Origin of the sequence: Shewanella surugensis (assembly GCF_023284005.1) — a bacterium.
GTDB lineage: Bacteria > Pseudomonadota > Gammaproteobacteria > Enterobacterales > Shewanellaceae > Shewanella > Shewanella surugensis.
In genome coordinates, this window is the sequence record NZ_JAKIKS010000110.1 from 1 (window position 1) to 18,638 (window position 18,638).

General features: G+C 35.4%; 15 protein-coding genes and 1 rRNA gene. 15 read left to right on the top strand and 1 reads right to left on the bottom strand.

Annotation, left to right across the window (positions count from 1 at the left end; all coding sequences use genetic code 11):
• Positions 1-699 precede the first annotated feature (699 nt).
• The 15 genes from L2764_RS20695 (at position 700) to L2764_RS20765 (ending at position 18,353) form a co-directional block, all read left to right on the top strand.
• The gene (locus tag L2764_RS20695) at positions 700-1,863 is read left to right on the top strand and encodes a glycosyltransferase (protein WP_248942245.1); all 1,164 of its coding nucleotides are present in this window, start codon (positions 700-702) and stop codon (positions 1,861-1,863) included.
• Between the two features lie 728 nt (positions 1,864-2,591).
• The gene (locus L2764_RS20700) at positions 2,592-3,344 is read left to right on the top strand and encodes an ABC transporter permease (RefSeq protein WP_248942246.1); all 753 of its coding nucleotides are present in this window, start codon (positions 2,592-2,594) and stop codon (positions 3,342-3,344) included.
• The gene (locus tag L2764_RS20705; protein ID WP_248942247.1) at positions 3,341-4,006 is read left to right on the top strand and encodes an ABC transporter ATP-binding protein; all 666 of its coding nucleotides are present in this window, start codon (positions 3,341-3,343) and stop codon (positions 4,004-4,006) included. Before L2764_RS20700 ends, L2764_RS20705 begins: the two co-directional genes overlap by 4 nt.
• On the top strand, positions 3,969-5,231 hold the full coding sequence (locus L2764_RS20710; RefSeq protein WP_248942248.1) for a KpsE/RkpR family capsule polysaccharide export protein: 1,263 nt from the start codon (positions 3,969-3,971) through the stop codon (positions 5,229-5,231). Before L2764_RS20705 ends, L2764_RS20710 begins: the two co-directional genes overlap by 38 nt.
• Entirely contained in the window at positions 5,228-6,907 is a 1,680-nt protein-coding gene (locus L2764_RS20715; protein ID WP_248942249.1) for a polysaccharide biosynthesis/export family protein, read from the top strand. Before L2764_RS20710 ends, L2764_RS20715 begins: the two co-directional genes overlap by 4 nt.
• A gap of 16 nt (positions 6,908-6,923) precedes the next feature.
• Complete coding sequence (locus L2764_RS20720; protein ID WP_248942250.1) at positions 6,924-7,904, top strand: CgeB family protein; 981 nt, start codon at positions 6,924-6,926, stop codon at positions 7,902-7,904.
• Positions 7,905-7,922: 18 nt separating this feature from the next.
• Positions 7,923-9,095 (top strand): non-hydrolyzing UDP-N-acetylglucosamine 2-epimerase, encoded by a 1,173-nt coding sequence (gene wecB / locus L2764_RS20725; protein WP_248942251.1) that lies wholly within the window; start codon positions 7,923-7,925, stop codon positions 9,093-9,095.
• A gap of 273 nt (positions 9,096-9,368) precedes the next feature.
• Positions 9,369-10,049, top strand: a complete 681-nt coding sequence (locus L2764_RS20730) for a hypothetical protein (protein ID WP_248942252.1) — start codon at positions 9,369-9,371, stop codon at positions 10,047-10,049.
• Positions 10,046-12,094, top strand: a complete 2,049-nt coding sequence (locus L2764_RS20735; RefSeq protein ID WP_248942253.1) for a glycosyltransferase family protein — start codon at positions 10,046-10,048, stop codon at positions 12,092-12,094. The genes L2764_RS20730 and L2764_RS20735 overlap by 4 nt, the downstream gene beginning before the upstream one ends.
• Positions 12,084-13,646 carry a heparinase II/III domain-containing protein gene (locus L2764_RS20740; RefSeq protein ID WP_248942254.1) on the top strand — a complete coding sequence of 521 codons (1,563 nt, stop codon included), beginning with the start codon at positions 12,084-12,086 and terminating at the stop codon, positions 13,644-13,646. Before L2764_RS20735 ends, L2764_RS20740 begins: the two co-directional genes overlap by 11 nt.
• Positions 13,647-13,672: 26 nt before the next feature.
• Positions 13,673-14,764: a hypothetical protein gene (locus tag L2764_RS20745; protein ID WP_248942255.1), complete on the top strand. Its 1,092-nt coding sequence runs from the start codon at positions 13,673-13,675 to the stop codon at positions 14,762-14,764.
• Between the two features lie 17 nt (positions 14,765-14,781).
• Positions 14,782-15,873 (top strand): glycosyltransferase, encoded by a 1,092-nt coding sequence (locus L2764_RS20750; protein ID WP_248942256.1) that lies wholly within the window; start codon positions 14,782-14,784, stop codon positions 15,871-15,873.
• 16 nt (positions 15,874-15,889) lie between these two features.
• Positions 15,890-16,669: a 3-deoxy-manno-octulosonate cytidylyltransferase gene (gene kdsB / locus L2764_RS20755; protein WP_248942257.1), complete on the top strand. Its 780-nt coding sequence runs from the start codon at positions 15,890-15,892 to the stop codon at positions 16,667-16,669.
• 593 nt (positions 16,670-17,262) lie between these two features.
• Positions 17,263-17,799: an acyloxyacyl hydrolase gene (locus tag L2764_RS20760; RefSeq protein WP_248942258.1), complete on the top strand. Its 537-nt coding sequence runs from the start codon at positions 17,263-17,265 to the stop codon at positions 17,797-17,799.
• A 287-nt stretch (positions 17,800-18,086) separates the two neighbouring features.
• Positions 18,087-18,353, top strand: coding sequence for a hypothetical protein (locus L2764_RS20765; RefSeq protein ID WP_248942259.1), 267 nt, complete (start codon positions 18,087-18,089; stop codon positions 18,351-18,353).
• A gap of 182 nt (positions 18,354-18,535) precedes the next feature.
• Here the strand turns inward: L2764_RS20765 and rrf are convergent.
• Positions 18,536-18,638 (bottom strand): 5S ribosomal RNA (rrf, locus tag L2764_RS20770); the annotation flags it as partial.

Here is an 18,638-nt window from a genome sequence, read left to right on the forward strand (position 1 = left end):
TGATTACAATCGAACAAGAAGGCATAGTGCAATTGGGTATCAAAGCCCACTGCATTATGAACAGCAAAAAGTCGCTTAATTGAGTGTCCAGTTTTAGTGCGGGGTATCATTTAAAAGGAGTATAAGATCACAAGCACTTGTTCAGGTCAATATTCCCTTGAAATTGCTCAAATAACGTTCACGATCTGCCCCTGAGGCTAAACCCAACCTTTGTAAACTTTTACATAAGCACTTACCTATATAAAAAAGACAATAATGACCTTACTATCCATATTCAAGAGTTATCCTCCAATGACATAACAAAAACCACCCTAGATAGAACAACATAAACTCACCTAAAAATAAAGAGTCCCTCTCCTTTAGAGATTTAGTTGCATGTATAAAATATTAATAAGCTTTAGGCATAAATTAATTTACTCAAAGATAACAAAATTCATCCTCACTAAAATTTACTATCCAAGTATCATATTTTTTATTTACAAACGAAAATCATTACTTAAACGACATAGCCTTTTAATTAAAAGAGGCTATATAACACTCCCACTCTTATTACTTTTAAAAATAAAAAATAAAAAAAAACATGATATAAAGCGCTTAAATCGATTAATTCACTGTATCAGAGTACTCAACTCCTCTCTTACAAACATTAATGCAAAGCAACTTTATTCAATCAAAGCTTGCAAGACCATATTACTCGTAGTGCATAACAGCCTGCCTTATGATAGTGCAGGCTACGCACTCAGGACATTATATGAAGCCAAAGCTTATCAAGCACAAGGTTACCAAGTCCTTATCGTCACACGCTTAGGCTATCCCTGGGATCTCGCCAAGCATAGAACACTGCCAAAAAAGTCCACTCAATGGATTGAAGGAATTGAAATTATTGCCATAACAGGAACAAGACAATATAAAGTTGATAGCGATTTGAAATATGCCTTACAGTATGCTCAAAAAATTGCCGATATTGTTCGCTATCGCAATGTCGATATTATTCAAGCATCTTCAAACTATATCAATGGCTTGGCTGGTTATTTAGCTGGGGGTAAATGTAAAATACCTTTCATTTATGAAGCGAGGGGCATGTGGCATGTTACTGGTGGCAGCAAATCTCTTGAATTCAGAAATAGTGAGCAATTTAATTATGAAGATAGAATGGAACAGTTCGTTTTAGATCACGCCAGTGCCAATATTTTTATTACTGATATCATGAGAAGTAAGTACCATCATAATAAGTCTATACCCACTTTAATATTGAATAACGGGATAGACATTCATAGCGTTATGGCAACAAAAACATTGCGTTCCTATCGAAAAGGGCAAGAGTTCAAGCTACTTTATGCAGGTAGCCTCGTCTTTTATGAAGGTGTTGAAATTCTCATTCGTGCAGTATCAGAATTAACGCATTATAAAATTAGTCTCGATATTTATGGTGACGGCCCTTATCTAGAAACTGTAAAACAGGTACTCTCTAAACTGGCAAGTAATAATATTAATTATCATGGTAAAATCCCTCAAAATGCGATGATGAGCCTCTATCCTCAATATCATAGTGTCGTTATTCCACGCATCAATTGTGAAGTCACTCGAATGGTCCCCCCTCTCAAACCTATGGAAGCATTGTGGCATGGTTTACCTATCATAGTATCGCACCTTCCAGCCTTAACCGAATTACTAGAAGGCATTAAATCGGTACTATTCACTGAACCGGAAAACATTAACTCACTGAAAAAAAACATATTATTATTAATGCATAATTACCCTGAAATAATGAGTACCATAAGCAAAGATATAGAGTTTATAAAGAATAATAAGACATGGGATATTGAAATAACGAAAATGACAAACTTGCTTTCTGCTAGCTAAGATGAAAAATAAATAATGAATTTAAAACTTTATGACAGGTAAATCAGACAATTATTAGCTTTACATTAAATGTGATAAGGCAAAAAGCAAAGACAATATAGACATAAAGATATCAAGTTGTTATCTTCATACAACTAAGTGAATAAAAATGTCACATTTAAGCTTTATCATACAAAGTATAAAGGCTATTTAAAGCAACGATAAAAATCGTCTTATTAAAGCTGTTATAGAGCCATCAATAAGACGATTTATTGACTTTATTCATGATCAGTCTTAATTCTATTGTACTAAGACTTTAAACATAAAATTAAAAAACCGAAAAACATAATATTTTAAATAAATAATGTAAAGGGTATCATTTAGTGCGGTAGCTATGCCTAAATAAAAGTAAACCTAAACATAAACCTAGTTAATTAACTCGTTATTATGGTATACATCCATTAAAGTATTAATACATTTAGACTAAGGCTGTTTTTACTTTACATAATACTCACAATTAAATTGACTTAAAAATTAATGAATAAAATGTAATACCAATTTCTATTCACATAATATAAAAAGGTTAGTACCAACTACAATAAATCGCTATCATTATAAATGATAAATACTGAACACCTTATTTTCATTATTTTTTAAGAACACTTAAAAGGTTCATAAAAATGTCCTATTTAGTTCATTCGAAAGAACTCCAAAAAATAGTAGTTCAAAAAAGAACAAGCCGCCAAATAATGTTTGATGTTATTTTTGCATTAATGATGCGAGAACTCAAAACACGCTTTGGTAATAATCGACTCGGATATTTTTGGGCCATAGCAGAACCTATTGCTCAAGTGATGATTATGGGGATTGTATTTTCAATCATTGGCCGTAACAGTGTTTCCAACATCCCCATAGCATTATTTTTATTTACTGGCATGTTACCTTTCAAACTATTTGGCAATTTACTCACTCAATTATCAGCCGCTGTCGATGCCAATAAAGGCTTATTGAGCTATCGGCAAGTCACCGCCATCGATCCAGTAATTACAAGAATTATCATTGAGTTAGTAACATTTCTTTTAGTTTATGTACTCATATTTAGTGTCATGGCTTGGCTAGGGTTTAATGCTTGGCCAGATAATGTACTCGGTCTACTCAGCGCAAGCACCTTACTGATTATTTTTACTGTCGGGTTAGGACTCATCCTATGTACAGCAATTAGTTACTGGAAAGATGCGAGTAAATTTACCGCGATGATTACTCGACCTTTATTTTTTATTTCTGGGATCTTTTTTTGCGCCGTCATGATCCCTCCTCAATATTGGCATTTATTGGATTGGAATCCCATTTTTCATGCGATTGAACTGAGTAGAGATAGTTTTTTCAAAGCTTATGAGAGCCCTGTAGGAAGCTGGTTTTATTTGAGTTTTTGCGCTTTAGTTAGTTTTAGTTCTGGGCTAGCCTTATTTCACTTATCTCGCCAAAGGTTTATCAACTTATGATTTATTTTGATAAATTAAGTAAATATTTCCTGACGAAAAAAGGACCTCATTATGTTTTTAAAAACGTTAACCTCTGCCTTCCTACAGACAAAAACATTGCCGTTCTAGGGCCTAATGGTGTAGGAAAATCAACACTTATTCGCCTCATGGGAGGGGCCGATAATCCCAGTAAAGGTCAAATCCATTCACCCCTCAATATCTCATGGCCTTTAGGTTTACAAGGAGGTCTTCAAGGGTCAATGACTGCAAGAGAAAATGTGCGTTTTGTTGCTCGTATTCATGGTTATAAAAATACTTATCCAATTGAAAATAAAGTCGAAGATTTTGCCGAAATAGGTAAATTTTTTGATGAGCCGGTCAAGAGCTACTCCAGTGGTATGCGCTCAAGGATCACTTTCGGATTAACGATGGCATTTGACTTTGATTTTGATATTTTACTGATTGATGAACTCAGTGCGGTAGGCGATGCTAACTTTAAGCAAAAAAGTGAAGCCTTATTAGAAGAAAAATACGCCAAAACAAAACTCATTATGGTCAATCACTCGATATCTGAACTCAAACAACATTGCCAAGCAGGCTTAGTGATCAAACATCAAAATTTATTTTATTTTGACAAGCTCACCGATGCCATTAAAGAGTATCAATCAACTTATGCCAAATAGTCAGCAAACAGACGCACTCAAGAAAAGCAATCATCCCCCCATGGTATTGAGTCCAGCCCAGCGTAAGTTTCGAAAATTACGTCGCGATCCAAAATTGTTTTTAGCGGACTCAAAAGCCTACATCACCACCCGAAAGACCTTATATCAAACTTGGGCAAAATTAGGCTCCTTTGCGCTGGTTATCTTGGCATCCATTATTGTCGTTATTTATTTCAGCTTAATGGCTTCCCCTCGCTATGTGAGTCAAACTCAATTCATCGTAAAACAAAGTGGTAGCAATGAACTTCCATTGCTTGGACTCGCGGCCATTGGCACAGCTTCTCCTTCTATGCGTGACGCCCTAATATTACAAGAATATATCCAATCGCCAGAAATGGCATTAGCACTCGATAACAAGCTTTACCTTAAACGACATTATCAAAATAGCCAATGGGATCTCGTCAGTCGTTTGAATAATCAGAGTACTAAAGAAGATTTTATACAATATTATCAAGATCATTTAAAGATTCAATACAATGAACTATCCGAAATACTCACCGTCGAAATACAAGGGTATACACCTGATTACGCTCTAAAATTAACGCAATCCTTGCTAATAATAAGTGAACAGTTCATCAATCAATTAGGTGAGAAAATGGCAAAGCAGCAAATGCAGTATGCTGAAGAAGAAGTCAATCGAGCCTATGACAAGCTTAAAAAAGAACAAATAAAATTAATCAACTTTCAAGATAAGTCCAAGTTATACAATCCAGAACAACAAAGCAGCGCTTTGCTTAGTGCCATGAATCAACTTGCTTCACAAATTATGACCAAGCAAGCAGAGCTCAAATCACTTAACGCCTACATGCGCAATGATGCCAGTGAGATCATCGCCAAAAAATATCAAATTGAAGCATTAGAGCAGCAATTACAACAAGAAAAACACAAACTAATACAACCCAATCAACCTTCACTGAATAAAGTCAACTTAGATTTCAAAGAAATTGAGCTCAACACTCGTCTAGCAACTGATCTTTATCAATCTTCATTGGCTAGCTTAGAAAGGATCCGTACAGAATCATTCAAAAAGCTAAAACATTTGCTCGTTGTTGAACAGCCTCGTATTGCCCAAGACAGTCTTTACCCTAAACGCCTTTATAACATCATGACTTGGTTTGTGGTGTTATTACTCATTTATCTTGTAGGGCGGCTAATCATCGCTATTGTTAAGGATCACAGAGAATGAAATATTTAATGCGACGACTCATCGTCATAACAGGGCTTTGTGTGAGTCTCTTTCCTGCCATTGCATCCGTTTCATTACAACAAGAAGCGACAGCTGAAAAAACCACCAGTATTTATAGCAGTCATAATGAGCAACGCTATGGCGATTGGTTATTCAGTGGTGGATTCAGCCAATATTCTTTTTCTGCCACCGATCCCAATTATCACTTAACACAAGGTGACAAACTGCTTATTCAAGTTTGGGGGGCAATCGATTATCAATCTGAAGTGACCATTGATCCTCAAGGTAATATATTCATTCCCAAGGTAGGCCCGATTAAAGTATTAGGCGTCACCAATGCCAAGCTCAATCAGGTAATCCTCAACAGCGTTAAACGTGTTTATAAAGCCAATGTTGAAGTTTATGTGTCACTGATGTCAAGCCAACAAATAAAAGTTTTTCTATCGGGTATGGTCAACAAACCGGGTCTCTATCAAGGACAAAGTGCTGATAGTGTTTTACGTTTCATCGATCAAGCTGGCGGCATAAGAGAAGATATCGGCAGTTACCGCAACATTCAACTTAAACGCAACAACAAGACACTTAAACAAATAGATTTATATGACTTTCTGCAACTTGGTACCCTTCCTTCCCAACAATTTCAAAATGGCGATGTCATTTTTATCGGTCCCAAACAAGGAGAAGTGACCGTTGAAGGTAACGTTGGCTTCAGTGGCCAATATGAATTAGCATCAAACTCCAATCTCGCTCAAATCCTTAATGCTGTTGTTGTTGATGAGCAAGCAACACATGTCACCATCATTGCCGCAGAGTCTGCTCGCCCTATCTCTAACACGCAACCTCAACCTAATCAGACTTATGACGCGAGCAATCGCCCAGTTAATGCTAAACAATATACCCTTGCCCGTGCCAAATATATCAGTGTCCCCGCAGGCGCTCTTATCAAAGTCAGTTCTCAATTAAGGGCAAACAGTATCAGCATCGATTTAATTGGCGAACATAATTCTGCTCAAGAAATGGTACTACCTTGGGGCGCTAGCCTAGCGGATTTACTTGCCCGAACTCAATTTACCACTCTTTCAAATCAAGATGCTGTTCAGCTTTACCGTCAATCCGTAGCGAAGAGACAATATGATATGTTGCAAGCCTCTTTATCTGCCCTAGAACAAAATGTTCTCACTAAACGCTCCGATACCACAGAAACAGCTCAACTGAGGCAAGCAGAATCTAAGATTATTCTTCAATGGATAGAGAAAGCAAGGCAAGTTGAACCTAAAGGCCAAGTGTTACTTGCTGATAAAGCAGAGTTCAATCAAATTATTCTCCAGCAAGGGGATCGTATCGTCATTCCAGCAAAACGTAATCTCATTATGATCCACGGTGAAGTCATGTTCCCAACGGCTATTGCCTATAATCCAAAATTGGATATTGAAGCGTTCATTGATAAGGCTGGAGGGACCAATACCGATCTTGATGACATGAATATTCTCATCATGAAACCCAATGGCAGCTTTATCACCGCTAATGGGAAATTGTCTGAAGTTCACATTATTGGTCCTGGCGATGAGATATTCGTCATCTCAAAACCTGATGAAAAAGGCTTCCAATTAGCCAAAGATATTACCCAAATTATCTTTCAAATCACTATGGCCGCAGCCGTGGTCTTAGCCATTTAAATATAGCCAAGTTACTATGCACCAAAAACTTAAAATTGCCGTTATCGTCGATGAAGCCACTCACTTAGGTTTAATAGAAGAAGCACACTTGATCCATTTAACACCTTTAAATTGGCGCTGGTGTATTAACATTCATAAACCCGATCTGTTGTTTGTAGAATCTGCTTGGAGAGGGTATAAAAATACTTGGCAAAAAAAAATAGTCGATTTAGACAAATCAGTAGAAACATCGGCATTAAGAAAACTGACTCTATATTGTCAAAAAAAATCAATACCTACCGTTTTCTGGAATAAAGAAGATCCTATTCACTTTAAACGCTTCGCACAAGCAGCCATACTTTTCAATACGCTTTACACCACTGATGTGAACTGTATTCCGAGATATCAGGCTTTAGATCATCACTTTGATCGTATCAGTATCCTTATGTTTGCCGCACAACCCAAATTACATTTGGTATATCCACAGCAACAGAGACTATCTAATATTGCTTTTTTAGGCGGTTTTTATGGTAATGAATTCCCTAAACGTAGTGAAGATCAACAGAAAATGCTCTTGGCATTAAAACAACATCAATTAGTGATATTCGATCGTTTTTGGCGCTCTGAGCAATCGTGTAGCTTTCCCGACTCACTAAAAGAAAATTGCCGACCCGCAGTATCCGAACAAGCGGTCTATTCTCTTTATAAGCGATACCAACTGTATATCAATTTTAATACCGTTCAAAGCTCTCATACCATGCTATCAAGGCGTGTATTTGAATTAGCCGCATGTGCCAGTCCAATGCTCAGCACGCCTTCTTATGCCATAAAACATATCTTTGGCTCCCATATAGTCCAAATCCAAAATGCAGATTCGGTTGTGAGTCTTTGTCATGAATACTTACAAGAAGAAAGCAAGAGATTAAAAGATGCAAAAATCATCCAGGAAATTGTGCTAGATCAACATACTTGGAAACACAGGTTAGCACAGATTCAAGTGGATATTGGTTTTACATAAAAACATAAGGAGATTGATATGATAACCACGAAACGGATCTTAATAGTCTTTGGCACTCGGCCTGAAGCCATTAAAATGGCCCCTGTCATCAAAGCATTCAACGCTCGAGATGATGTCAATATTAAGGTATGTGTAACAGGTCAGCATAGGGAGATGTTAGATCAAGTCTTAGCCTTATTTGACATTGTTCCTGACTATGATTTAAACATTATGAAGCCAGGGCAAGATCTCACCGATGTCACAACCGCCATTTTACATGGACTTAAACCCATTTTCGCTCAATTTAATCCTGAAAGAATACTCGTTCATGGTGACACAGCCACTTCATTTGCAAGTACTTTATCTGCTTATTATCATAAAGTTGCTGTGGGTCATGTTGAAGCGGGATTACGCACAGGTAACATCTACTCGCCTTGGCCGGAAGAAGGAATGCGAATGCTCACAGGCAGTATTGCTGATCAGCATTACACGCCCACTATAGGCTCACTTAAAAATCTCATTTTAGAAAACATCGCACCAGATAGCATCTTCGTCACCGGTAATTCAGTCATCGATGCTCTGCTCGATGTTAATCAGCAAATAGACAGCGATCAAAACATGCGAGATAAACTCGCTAAGCAATTTCCATTTTTACAGCACGATAAAAAATTGATTCTGGTCACTGGCCATCGGCGTGAAAATCACGGTGAAGGTTTTGAGCGTATTTGTAAAGCGCTTGCCAACTTAGCCTCTCGTGATGATGTCCAAATTGTGTATCCTGTTCATCTTAATCCCAACGTACAAGAACCCGTAAAAAGAAATCTCTCTGGGTTCCACAATGTCTTTTTAATTGAGCCTCAAGACTACCTTCCTTTTGTCTATTTGATGAAGAAAAGCTACCTCATTTTAACTGACTCTGGCGGAATACAAGAAGAAGCACCAACTTTAGGGATCCCCGTATTGTGTATGCGTGATACCACAGAGAGACCCGCTGCAGTGAAGGCCGGAACAGTACGCTTAGTGGGTACCTGCGATAAAACCATTGTGGAAGAAACAACACGATTGCTCGATGATGAACTAGCTTACCAAGTCATGAGCCATGCCATCAACCCTTATGGCGATGGGCACACCAGTGAACGTATCGTTAATGCCGTATTAGGAAGCAATGGCGCACTTAGCTTACAAATAGACAAATCAAGCTTTGCAGCTTAATCTATTCAATATGATTATTATCCTAACCCATCCGTAACTCTTTAAATATAAAATAATAACTTACTTGAGACTAAGCTGCATGTTTTCGCTTTAAGCTGAAGTCGTCTCTCAATTTGTCTCTATACTATATCGAGCAAAAACAATGGACAGTATTACAGTATCGATTTCTAGTTTAAATAATGTCATTTTTATTAAATATGAAGAATTTATTAAAACATCATTTTTTCTAAAAAAATGCATCACGCCCCCGTTAACACTATTGGTAAATAAAACATGTCATTTTTAAATAAGTTAACAAACCGATTAAAAAAACAATCAAAAAAAGTAAAATGGATAAAAATCCTCTCAAAAAAATCGATTGAACCTCCTACTATACATATATTTGATGAAGGAGAAAGAAAACTACTCACGTTTAAAAAAGATGAATGTGAATATATCAGTCGATATCAACTTGAAATGGATTCTATTCATCCAGTAGGATGTGATATATTTATTTTTTCATCTGATTTCAAAAAAAATGGGATCTTTAGCGGATGTTTTATTTATGATCAAATTGGAAGTGATAACAAACTAATATTACTTTTTTTAAAAATAAGAAAAGAAAATAATCTTATACTAGTCAATGATAAAACCACTCTTTTCTCTATTGATTTGCCAGCACTATTTGATTATACAATAGACATTAACGAATACAAACAAATAAAAGACAATTTCAAAGAAAAAAATATAAAATATATTGGAAAAAAAATAAAGATAACATCGAGCTCAAATATAACAAAAGAATTAGATTATATAAGTGAAGATATAAATCTATTGTATATTGACACACCTATTGATACTGCAAGAGTCGAAGTTGAAATAAATAAAATAAAAAGGCATAAATATCTAATATATTTCAAAGACTCTGGATATGAAAAAGAACTAGAATCTTTGAATTTGGAGTGGATTTCATGAGTATAATTATATTTGCAGATGTTAACTTTAATATCATCGATGGTTCTTCTGTTTGGTTACAGTCAATTTCTAATGTGGTATCAAGAGCAGGAAACAAAGTGTTTCTTGTCACTAGGCATGAAGTTTCGCCAGATAATAAATTAGCAACCGGATTAGATGAAGCCGTTATACTCGTTGACCCATCAAATGATGACTATTTAGGCAATGAGTATAAAGATTCCTTATCACCCTACGGCTTACTTCAGATCATAAAAATCATCTCTGATAGTCATGATATCAACAGTGTTGTCATTAGAGGTGATCGATTTCTTGCTTATATATTAGATAAATCTGAATATATTATCACGCCTTATATTATTAACTTAAACAATGACTATCAAGTAATTGATAAAATGATAAGATCTAATGAAAAGATTAATAACATTTTGGTTCAAACTGAACGAGCACGTTCCTTAATAGAAAATAAACATGGTATTTTTTCAGGGAAAGTTGAAATCCTATCTCCGATGGTTCCTGAGTATAAAGCTAAAACAATTAAAAAAAGACAAATAATTTACACTGGAAAATCCGATAAAGATTATTTAGTCGAAGAGTATATAGATCATAAAATGAATATGAAAAAAATCTATATTGGAGATAAGTTTAATCATAACAAAGAAGATAAATTTTTCGTAAAACGAATGAAAAACAAACTTAATACAAAGGGGATCCTGTGGCTAGGAGGTATGAAAAGAGAAGAAACCATTAGACAAGTCGCTAAATCCACTTTTTCATATAATTTCAGATCTAATAAATTCAACTACATCAATGAAGTATCCACAAAATTATTAGAATCCATGAGCGTAGGTACTTTACCCATATTAAATAAAACAAATGCTAACATTCGCTTATTGGGTGATAATTACCCATATTATATTAATAAATTAAGTGATATAAAAACCATCACAACTCTAGATAGAGAAAAAGAAAAACTATGGGCGAAAAAAGTAAAGAATATCGCACAAAAATATACATTTAAATCCATCTCTATCAGTATTTCAAAAATATTCAATTTCAATAAAGAACTTAAAAATAAAAAAATACTCATTGCCTCACATGACATTAAATTTATTAATAAGTTTAAAGAAGAGTTAATAAAATCTGGCGCTCAAGTAAAAATAGATCAATGGAAATATACTGCAACTGGTAATATTGAAAATTCAAAAAAAATGCTAGACTGGGCCGATGTGATATGGGCAGAATGGTGTGTTGGACCTGCTGAATGGTATTCAAAAAATAAAAAGAAACATCAAAAATTATTTATTCGATTACATCGTTTTGAATTAAACACTGACTTCCCAAATAAGCTAAAACAAGAAAACATTGATCAATACATTACAGTTAGCCCTGAAATAAAACAACAATGTGTAACCGAATTTGGTTGGCATAAAGAAAAAATTTCCGTTTTTCCTCAGTATGTTAACTGCCGTGATTTCGACAGAGAGAAAATGCCTGGATATGAATTTAATTTAGGATTGGTCGGCATAGTCCCTACTAGCATAAAACGATTTGATAGAGCCATTCAAATCATGGAAAAATTAATTCAAATAGACAGTCGCTATCGACTATATATTCGCTCAAAAATGCCTTGGGAATTTGATTTCATCTGGTCTGATCCTAATGAAAAGATAAAGTTTAAATATCTCTTTGATAAAATTTCAAAAAACCACCTCTTACGTGATGCTATCTATTTTGATGAACCTGGATCTGATATGGCAAATTGGTTTAAAAAAATCAATACGGTTTTATCGACGAGTATGGTAGAAGGCTGCCATACCGCCATTGCAGAGGGGTTAGCAACGGGGTGTAACGCTATTTTATTCCCTTGGGAAGGCGCAAGTTCTGTTTATTCCGGCTATCCCGTTGTCGATAATATTGATGATGCTGTCACTGCAATTTTAGAGGTTAAAATACAACCTAAAGCCAATAAGTTGTATGCTAGAGAGCACTTTGATATCGGATTATTAAAAAAGTTTTTTATAAAAGAGGTCATTGATGAAATATAGCAGCATCCACAATTATGTTTACAAACAACCGGTGGAAAAAGGATTTTATACCATTGAAGGAAAAACAATTTTTTTTTCCGATGATACTTGGAATGAGCTAACAGATCTCAATGTTAACGATCTCTGGTTAACATCACTCATCTATCTTTCTAAAGATTTTGAATCTGACGATATCGATCAAGCCTATACAATATACTCATCTTGGAGGCTAAGATATGCGACTCCGGAGTTTCGCAGTGAGAAACCTACTTCTTATTGCTGGAATGAAATAAGCGTCACAGCAAGACTTTTTGTCTTATCATATCTCTATTCAAAAAAGCGAACTGATGATTTATACCATGATATCCTTAATCATCTAGAGTGGTTAATTACAAAAGAAAATTATGTTGAAAAACATAATCATGGACAATATCAAGATATCGCAATCGTTAAGTTTTTTAACGAATATAGCCACCTTTTTGATATTGAAGCAGATTATTATTTAACGATTGCAAATAAACGATTTACCGAAAGTATTTGTCACTGCATCAGTGACATGGGTGTCCATTTAGAGCATTCATCTGCTTATCATTTCACCATGTTGAAATTTATTGAGCTATTTCTTACGAATAGTGATAACCATCAACTCTCTGATACTAGAGATAAAATGAAACAAATCGCGCATTTATTGGTTTATCCTGATGGGACTCTTCCTCAATTAGGAGATTCTTATAGGACGGCGGGTTATCAATATAAAGCTAAGAAACAGATTTTTTTTGATAAACAAGCTGGCTTAATGATTTATCGCTCTGAAAAATGGGATCTATTCTTTACTTGTTGGCACCATTCTCAAACTCATAAGCAATCTGATGAGCTAAATTTTGAGCTATGTTACAAAAATCAAAGATTGTTTGTCGATTCAGGTAATTATGGATTCGACTACCGTAACCCTTTCAACCAATATGCAAGAAGTCTTGCTGGTCATAATAGTCTACGATTTCCCGCCTTTGAATACGATACAAGAGCAGAACAACCATATGGCAGTGGATTATTGCTCGTTTCAGAAATAAAAAGTGGGGTAATTTGTGTTGGCTATAATCCCCACTTACTAAAAAAAGATATTCTTCATATAAGAATACTTGAAATTAATGAAACAAGCTTTTTTGTTACCGATTACATTATTAACGATTATGAAGAAGAGCTGGAGGTAGAAACTAACTTTCATTTAGATGAATCAAATAAGATTGACAAAGTATCAAGAAATGAGTTTATAATAAGCACTAAAAATAAAAAGTTACACATGTTTAATGGTCATGGATCTCAAAGTGTTAGCCGTTATCATTTTGATAAAGAGAAAATGAAAGGGTTATACTTTCCAGAAGATAATACTATTGCTGGGAATTATCAGTTTTTATTAGAAGATAAAATCCAAGGTGAAGTATCCTTTACCTCGGGTATATCTGAAAAAAATACGGTTAGAAAACCCCATTACCAGAATGGGTTATATCAATCTAGTAATAGAGATCATACTCTCGATATCAATAAATTAGTTGAAGAAGTATTAAGTTGTTAAATTCAAACACAAATAGGAATAGTATTTTGCTCGAATGCGAAATAACCGATGATATAATAAAAACATCATTTGGTGATATGCCAATAAAAATGTCATTGAAAGGCAGTACAGAACTTGTCGTATTGCTAAGTGGTGCCATACAAAGAAAAAAGAAGTCCCCTCCAGTATATCAACGGGAAACTTGGCTAACAGCATTACCTTTTTCAGCTATAGCCATTGCTGATGAAACTTTATTACTCAATAATTCGATAGAGTTAGGTTGGTACTTAGGTGATGCAGGAGGGGACATTCTAAAAAAATTAATTCTATCATTGTATTATTTTTTTAATCATCATAACTTTTCATTTAATAACATCATATTTTATGGCTCCTCTGGAGGTGGTTTTGCTGCTGCACTACTGGCCACATATTTCAGGGGTTCTCGTGTGATAATGATCAACCCTCAGACAGATATTAGTAAATACCACTCTGCCGTTTATCAAAAATTCATGTCGACGACACATTACCAGAAACATTATACCCACTCTCTCATGGAACTTTTTTATCAAAAACGTTTCATACCCAATATTCAATACTTACAAAACACACAAGACACTTTTCACTATAGAGAGCATTACTTACCCCTAATGAGCTGGTTTGCAAAAACTAACTTAGCCATAAATAATAACTCCGGCCTTATTAGCTTCTTAGAATATTCAATGAAAGGAGGACATGGTGGATTACATAATACTGAAGATAGTAACGATTTTATCGTAAAATATATAACCGATACTTATTCATCAAAACCAGCAAACTACCATAAACTTATGCCTATAAAAACCCAATTCATCACAGTAGAAACATTTGCAGAAGAAATAACCATGAGGATTAAAGCCCAACGTACTAATAGTAAATTAGTTATGTATTATGATGAACCTATTGATAAGAAATCAATTGAAAATTTATTATCTCAAGGTTGGATATTATCAGATAACATTCAAGTATTTAAATACATTAGCCTTGCTAGCATAGAACTAATAAAAACAATTAATACAAAAGAACTCTCTTTCTTACCATATTTTAAAATTAAAAATTGGTTTAGCGGATGTAACATTGATATCGCCATCCAGTACCATTAAAAGACTAAAGCATACAAATGAATATATCCTTTATAATTCCATATTCTAAAAGGCCATTTGAAAGAGATAACAGTAGGTTAATATCCCTCATCAATGCCATAGATTACATTCCTAAAACGAATATCATTGTATTTGACTCCACTAACAACAAAGCTAAAAACATTCCAAAGAAAGACAATATCACTTATATTCATTCCCCACTAAATAACAATATTTATTCCCCTGCATATGCAAGAAATCAAGCGGTAAAATTTTCAAAAAGTGACTATCTTTTTTTTATTGATGTTGATCTCCTCGTTCCTAGAGAATTGCTGAAAAGGCTCATTTCGATAGCAAATAAATTAATAAAAATAAACATAACCGCATTTGAGATGTTTCCCTGTTTGTACTTAACAGAAGCAGCATCAAAAAAAAGCATAAAAACAATCAATAAAGATATACAGTTAAGCTACTTAACCTCTTACATGATAGGGCATAATGATATTATTGAAAGTATTGCTTTAGCCACAAGCTGCTTACTCGTTAATAGAAAGTGGTTTATAGAGTTGAGGGGCTTTGATGAATCATTTTTAGGCCATGGCGGAGAAGATCTGGAATTTATTTGCCGATTAGCATTACACACTCAAAAAGGAAGTGTTCCTTTAGATTTTAGTCATGATAAAAAATCGACTCATCCTGCAAACTATAAGGGATTTAGGCGATATTTAGCTCAATATTCCTTAACACATTTATTTGAATATGATTTTTTCGTTCACTTATGGCATCCCAGACCTTTAACACATAAATACCATCGGCAACGAAAAGTTAATGAGCAGCTATTACATCAAAAACTGGATAAATTGATGACAAAAACACCCTCAAAAATAACTGATACAAATAGTAAAATGACTAGTGCTGATATTCTAGACACTCAATACCAACATTGGATAAATGTACTACAACAACATTATCAATGGCCATTTCCAACATATTCGGGACTCTTTTATTGGAAAAAAAATATTATCGTTAAACGTTATTTTTGGAGGAAATGTAGAAAACTCTATGTAAAACCCAAGCTATTCTTTGCTGATTTCATAAAAAAACATATGCACTTCCCGCCCACCAACTAACTATGAGCCTTCACTTATGCACTATAAAATAGTCATTCCAACTCGAATGACCTCAACACGATTACCCGGTAAAGCATTAGCTTCTATCGAGGGAAAGCCCCTTATTTGGCATGTATATCAAAGAGCATTAGAAACAGGGATTAATCCCAAAAACATCATTATTGCCACAGATAGCCCTCAGATAAAACACCAAGCTGAGCGCTTTGGCGCAAAAGTGGTCATGACATCAACCACTCATCCTTCAGGTACAGATCGTATCGCAGAAGTCGTTACACAACTAGAATGGGACAATAGCACTGTTATTGTCAATTTACAGGGTGATGAGCCATTAATTCCAGCAAAAGCACTCAAACTTGTTGCCTATAGTTTATTGAAACAACCACAAGCAGGAATGGCTACACTAAGCACTCCATTTCAATCCTTAGATGAAATATACAATCCAAATTGTGTCAAAGTGATATGTAACGAATTTAGCCACGCTATCTATTTTTCACGGGCTTTACTTCCCTATCCTAGAGAAGGGATCACTTTTGCTGATTTGCAAAGTAATCATACTCCTTTTAGACGGCACATCGGTGTTTATGCTTATCGTGCTGATATTATAAAGCAATTACATACTTTACCTAGCTGCCCATTGGAGCATTACGAAAGACTCGAGCAATTACGTGCATTGTTCTATGGCATAACAATACAAGTAACCGAAATCAGCTCTCCCCTAATACATGGAATTGATACGCCAGAAGATCTCATCAGAATACGTAAATTATTTGCTAACCAAGCACAAATAGTAACTTAATACCAATCACCCGTATTGATCCCTGCCGTAAACTTTCGATCGCACTCTATAATACTCACTATTCATTCATCCCCTCCTCCTTATATATCCATTCTGTTACATCTCATCGTACCTATTCTACTTCTACATTTACAAATAATGCCAATGACTTCTCTGGACGATTAGTTTCTAGATAGTTAATTTCAGCATAGTGAATAAATTCAATATCTCTAACTTCCCATAGCCGCGATCATGATTAGCACTTTAATCCTTCCAAGCTTTCCCTCCTGATAAACTCTCTCAGTAATCCACACCTCATTTAGCATTAATCACTTTTCTCAAGCTTGACTCGATTTTCTGAGTAATTTATTAGCCTTTAATTTCAACAATCCAACCTTACAAACAAACAAAATAGTACTTTATAATTACAAAAAGATCATTTTTAAAACATTTGTAGTAAATATGTACTATAAATAATCTATAGCTTGGACACAAATAGAGCAACGTTTAATTCTTTTGTATCGGTATTAAGCGGTGATTAAGCTAGAAACAACAAATAACTCGCTCTAATTAAACAGAGCCCTTTGTTAAATGATTATTTAAAGGTAAAGCTGATGTACAGATTTATTACTTTGTTATACTTCCTCTTTATTTCTGCAATTCTCCACACTGCAAACGCAACCGATACCTCAATGCCGAATAACAGTATTGGATTGCTTTATGGGGAGCCTACCAGTAATCAAAATAAAACCATATATACTTATGATATAGAATATCAAAATGTATTTATGCGTTCTGATTCAAAACGATTTTTTTTAGGTGCAGGTGCCACTATAGGCCAAATATCAGTAGATAACGAAAGAGGTGAACGCTTTAGTCTATATCTAACCCCAGGTATTAAAGTGGGCTCATTTACCTTTGCTCTTATCGGCGGTGGGGTTTACTTAACAAAAACCGTATTTGGGGAAAATGAGCTTCACACCAAAGACTATGGCGGTCATTTTCAATTTAAAATAGGCGCCAATGCCATATTTCATGCGACTAAACATTGGACTCTGGGATATCAGTTCGAACATATGTCAAATTGGAATAATTATAGCCATAACCCTGCGTTAAACACTCATAATATCGTAGTGCAATATCTATTTTAAGACGATTGTAAAAGTTATATCTTATTGAATAATAATACTCATATTGACATATACTTTCTCGAGACGAGAATCAGTATTTTACATCAATTTCAACGCAAAAAAAGCCACCTGAATAAATGGCATCCCCGGTCACCACTCGACCCGTTGACCCACAGGAGCGTCGGGAATGCAGGGAACAATTTCCTACCATAGACTATCCAGAAAGAAACAAGATAGATATGGCAAAAGTGTCAATCGACATTGCGAATAGGCGCCTGTCATGGGCCATTTAAATGCGTCCTGCTTAAATGGCATTCCTAACATCCCTGTCGGTCACCAGCTGTGAGGCCATTAATATGCATCCGGCTAAATGGCATTCCCAACATCCTGTCGGTCACCCTATGCATCAAACTGCGTTTGATAAACACAAAGGCTTCACCCTACGACTGCCAAGGATGGCAAAAGTGTCTATATTGCAGGAGCATTTATCGACCTCCACTTGGGTGAGGGTCAATTTCCAAAAAGCAGGCAAAACAAAAAGCGGAGGCGCCTTCCAATGGTCCAGCTTCGGATAAATCCTCCGCGTTCAATGGGCGCAAAGCTACGCTTCGCCAACAACCCCCATCTCACCCTACTATCACATTAAAGGATACATGCTACACATGTGCTCTCTACTTTCCCCATGTTCGAGTGTCATTTCCGCCAAATAAAACAAAAAGCCCTAGCATTTCTGCTAGGGCTTTCGTTTGTATTAGGCGCCTGGAAATGACCTACTCTCACATGGGGAGACCCCACACTACCATCGGCGCGATTGCGTTTCACTTCTGAGTTCGGAATGGGATCAGGTGGGGCCACAATGC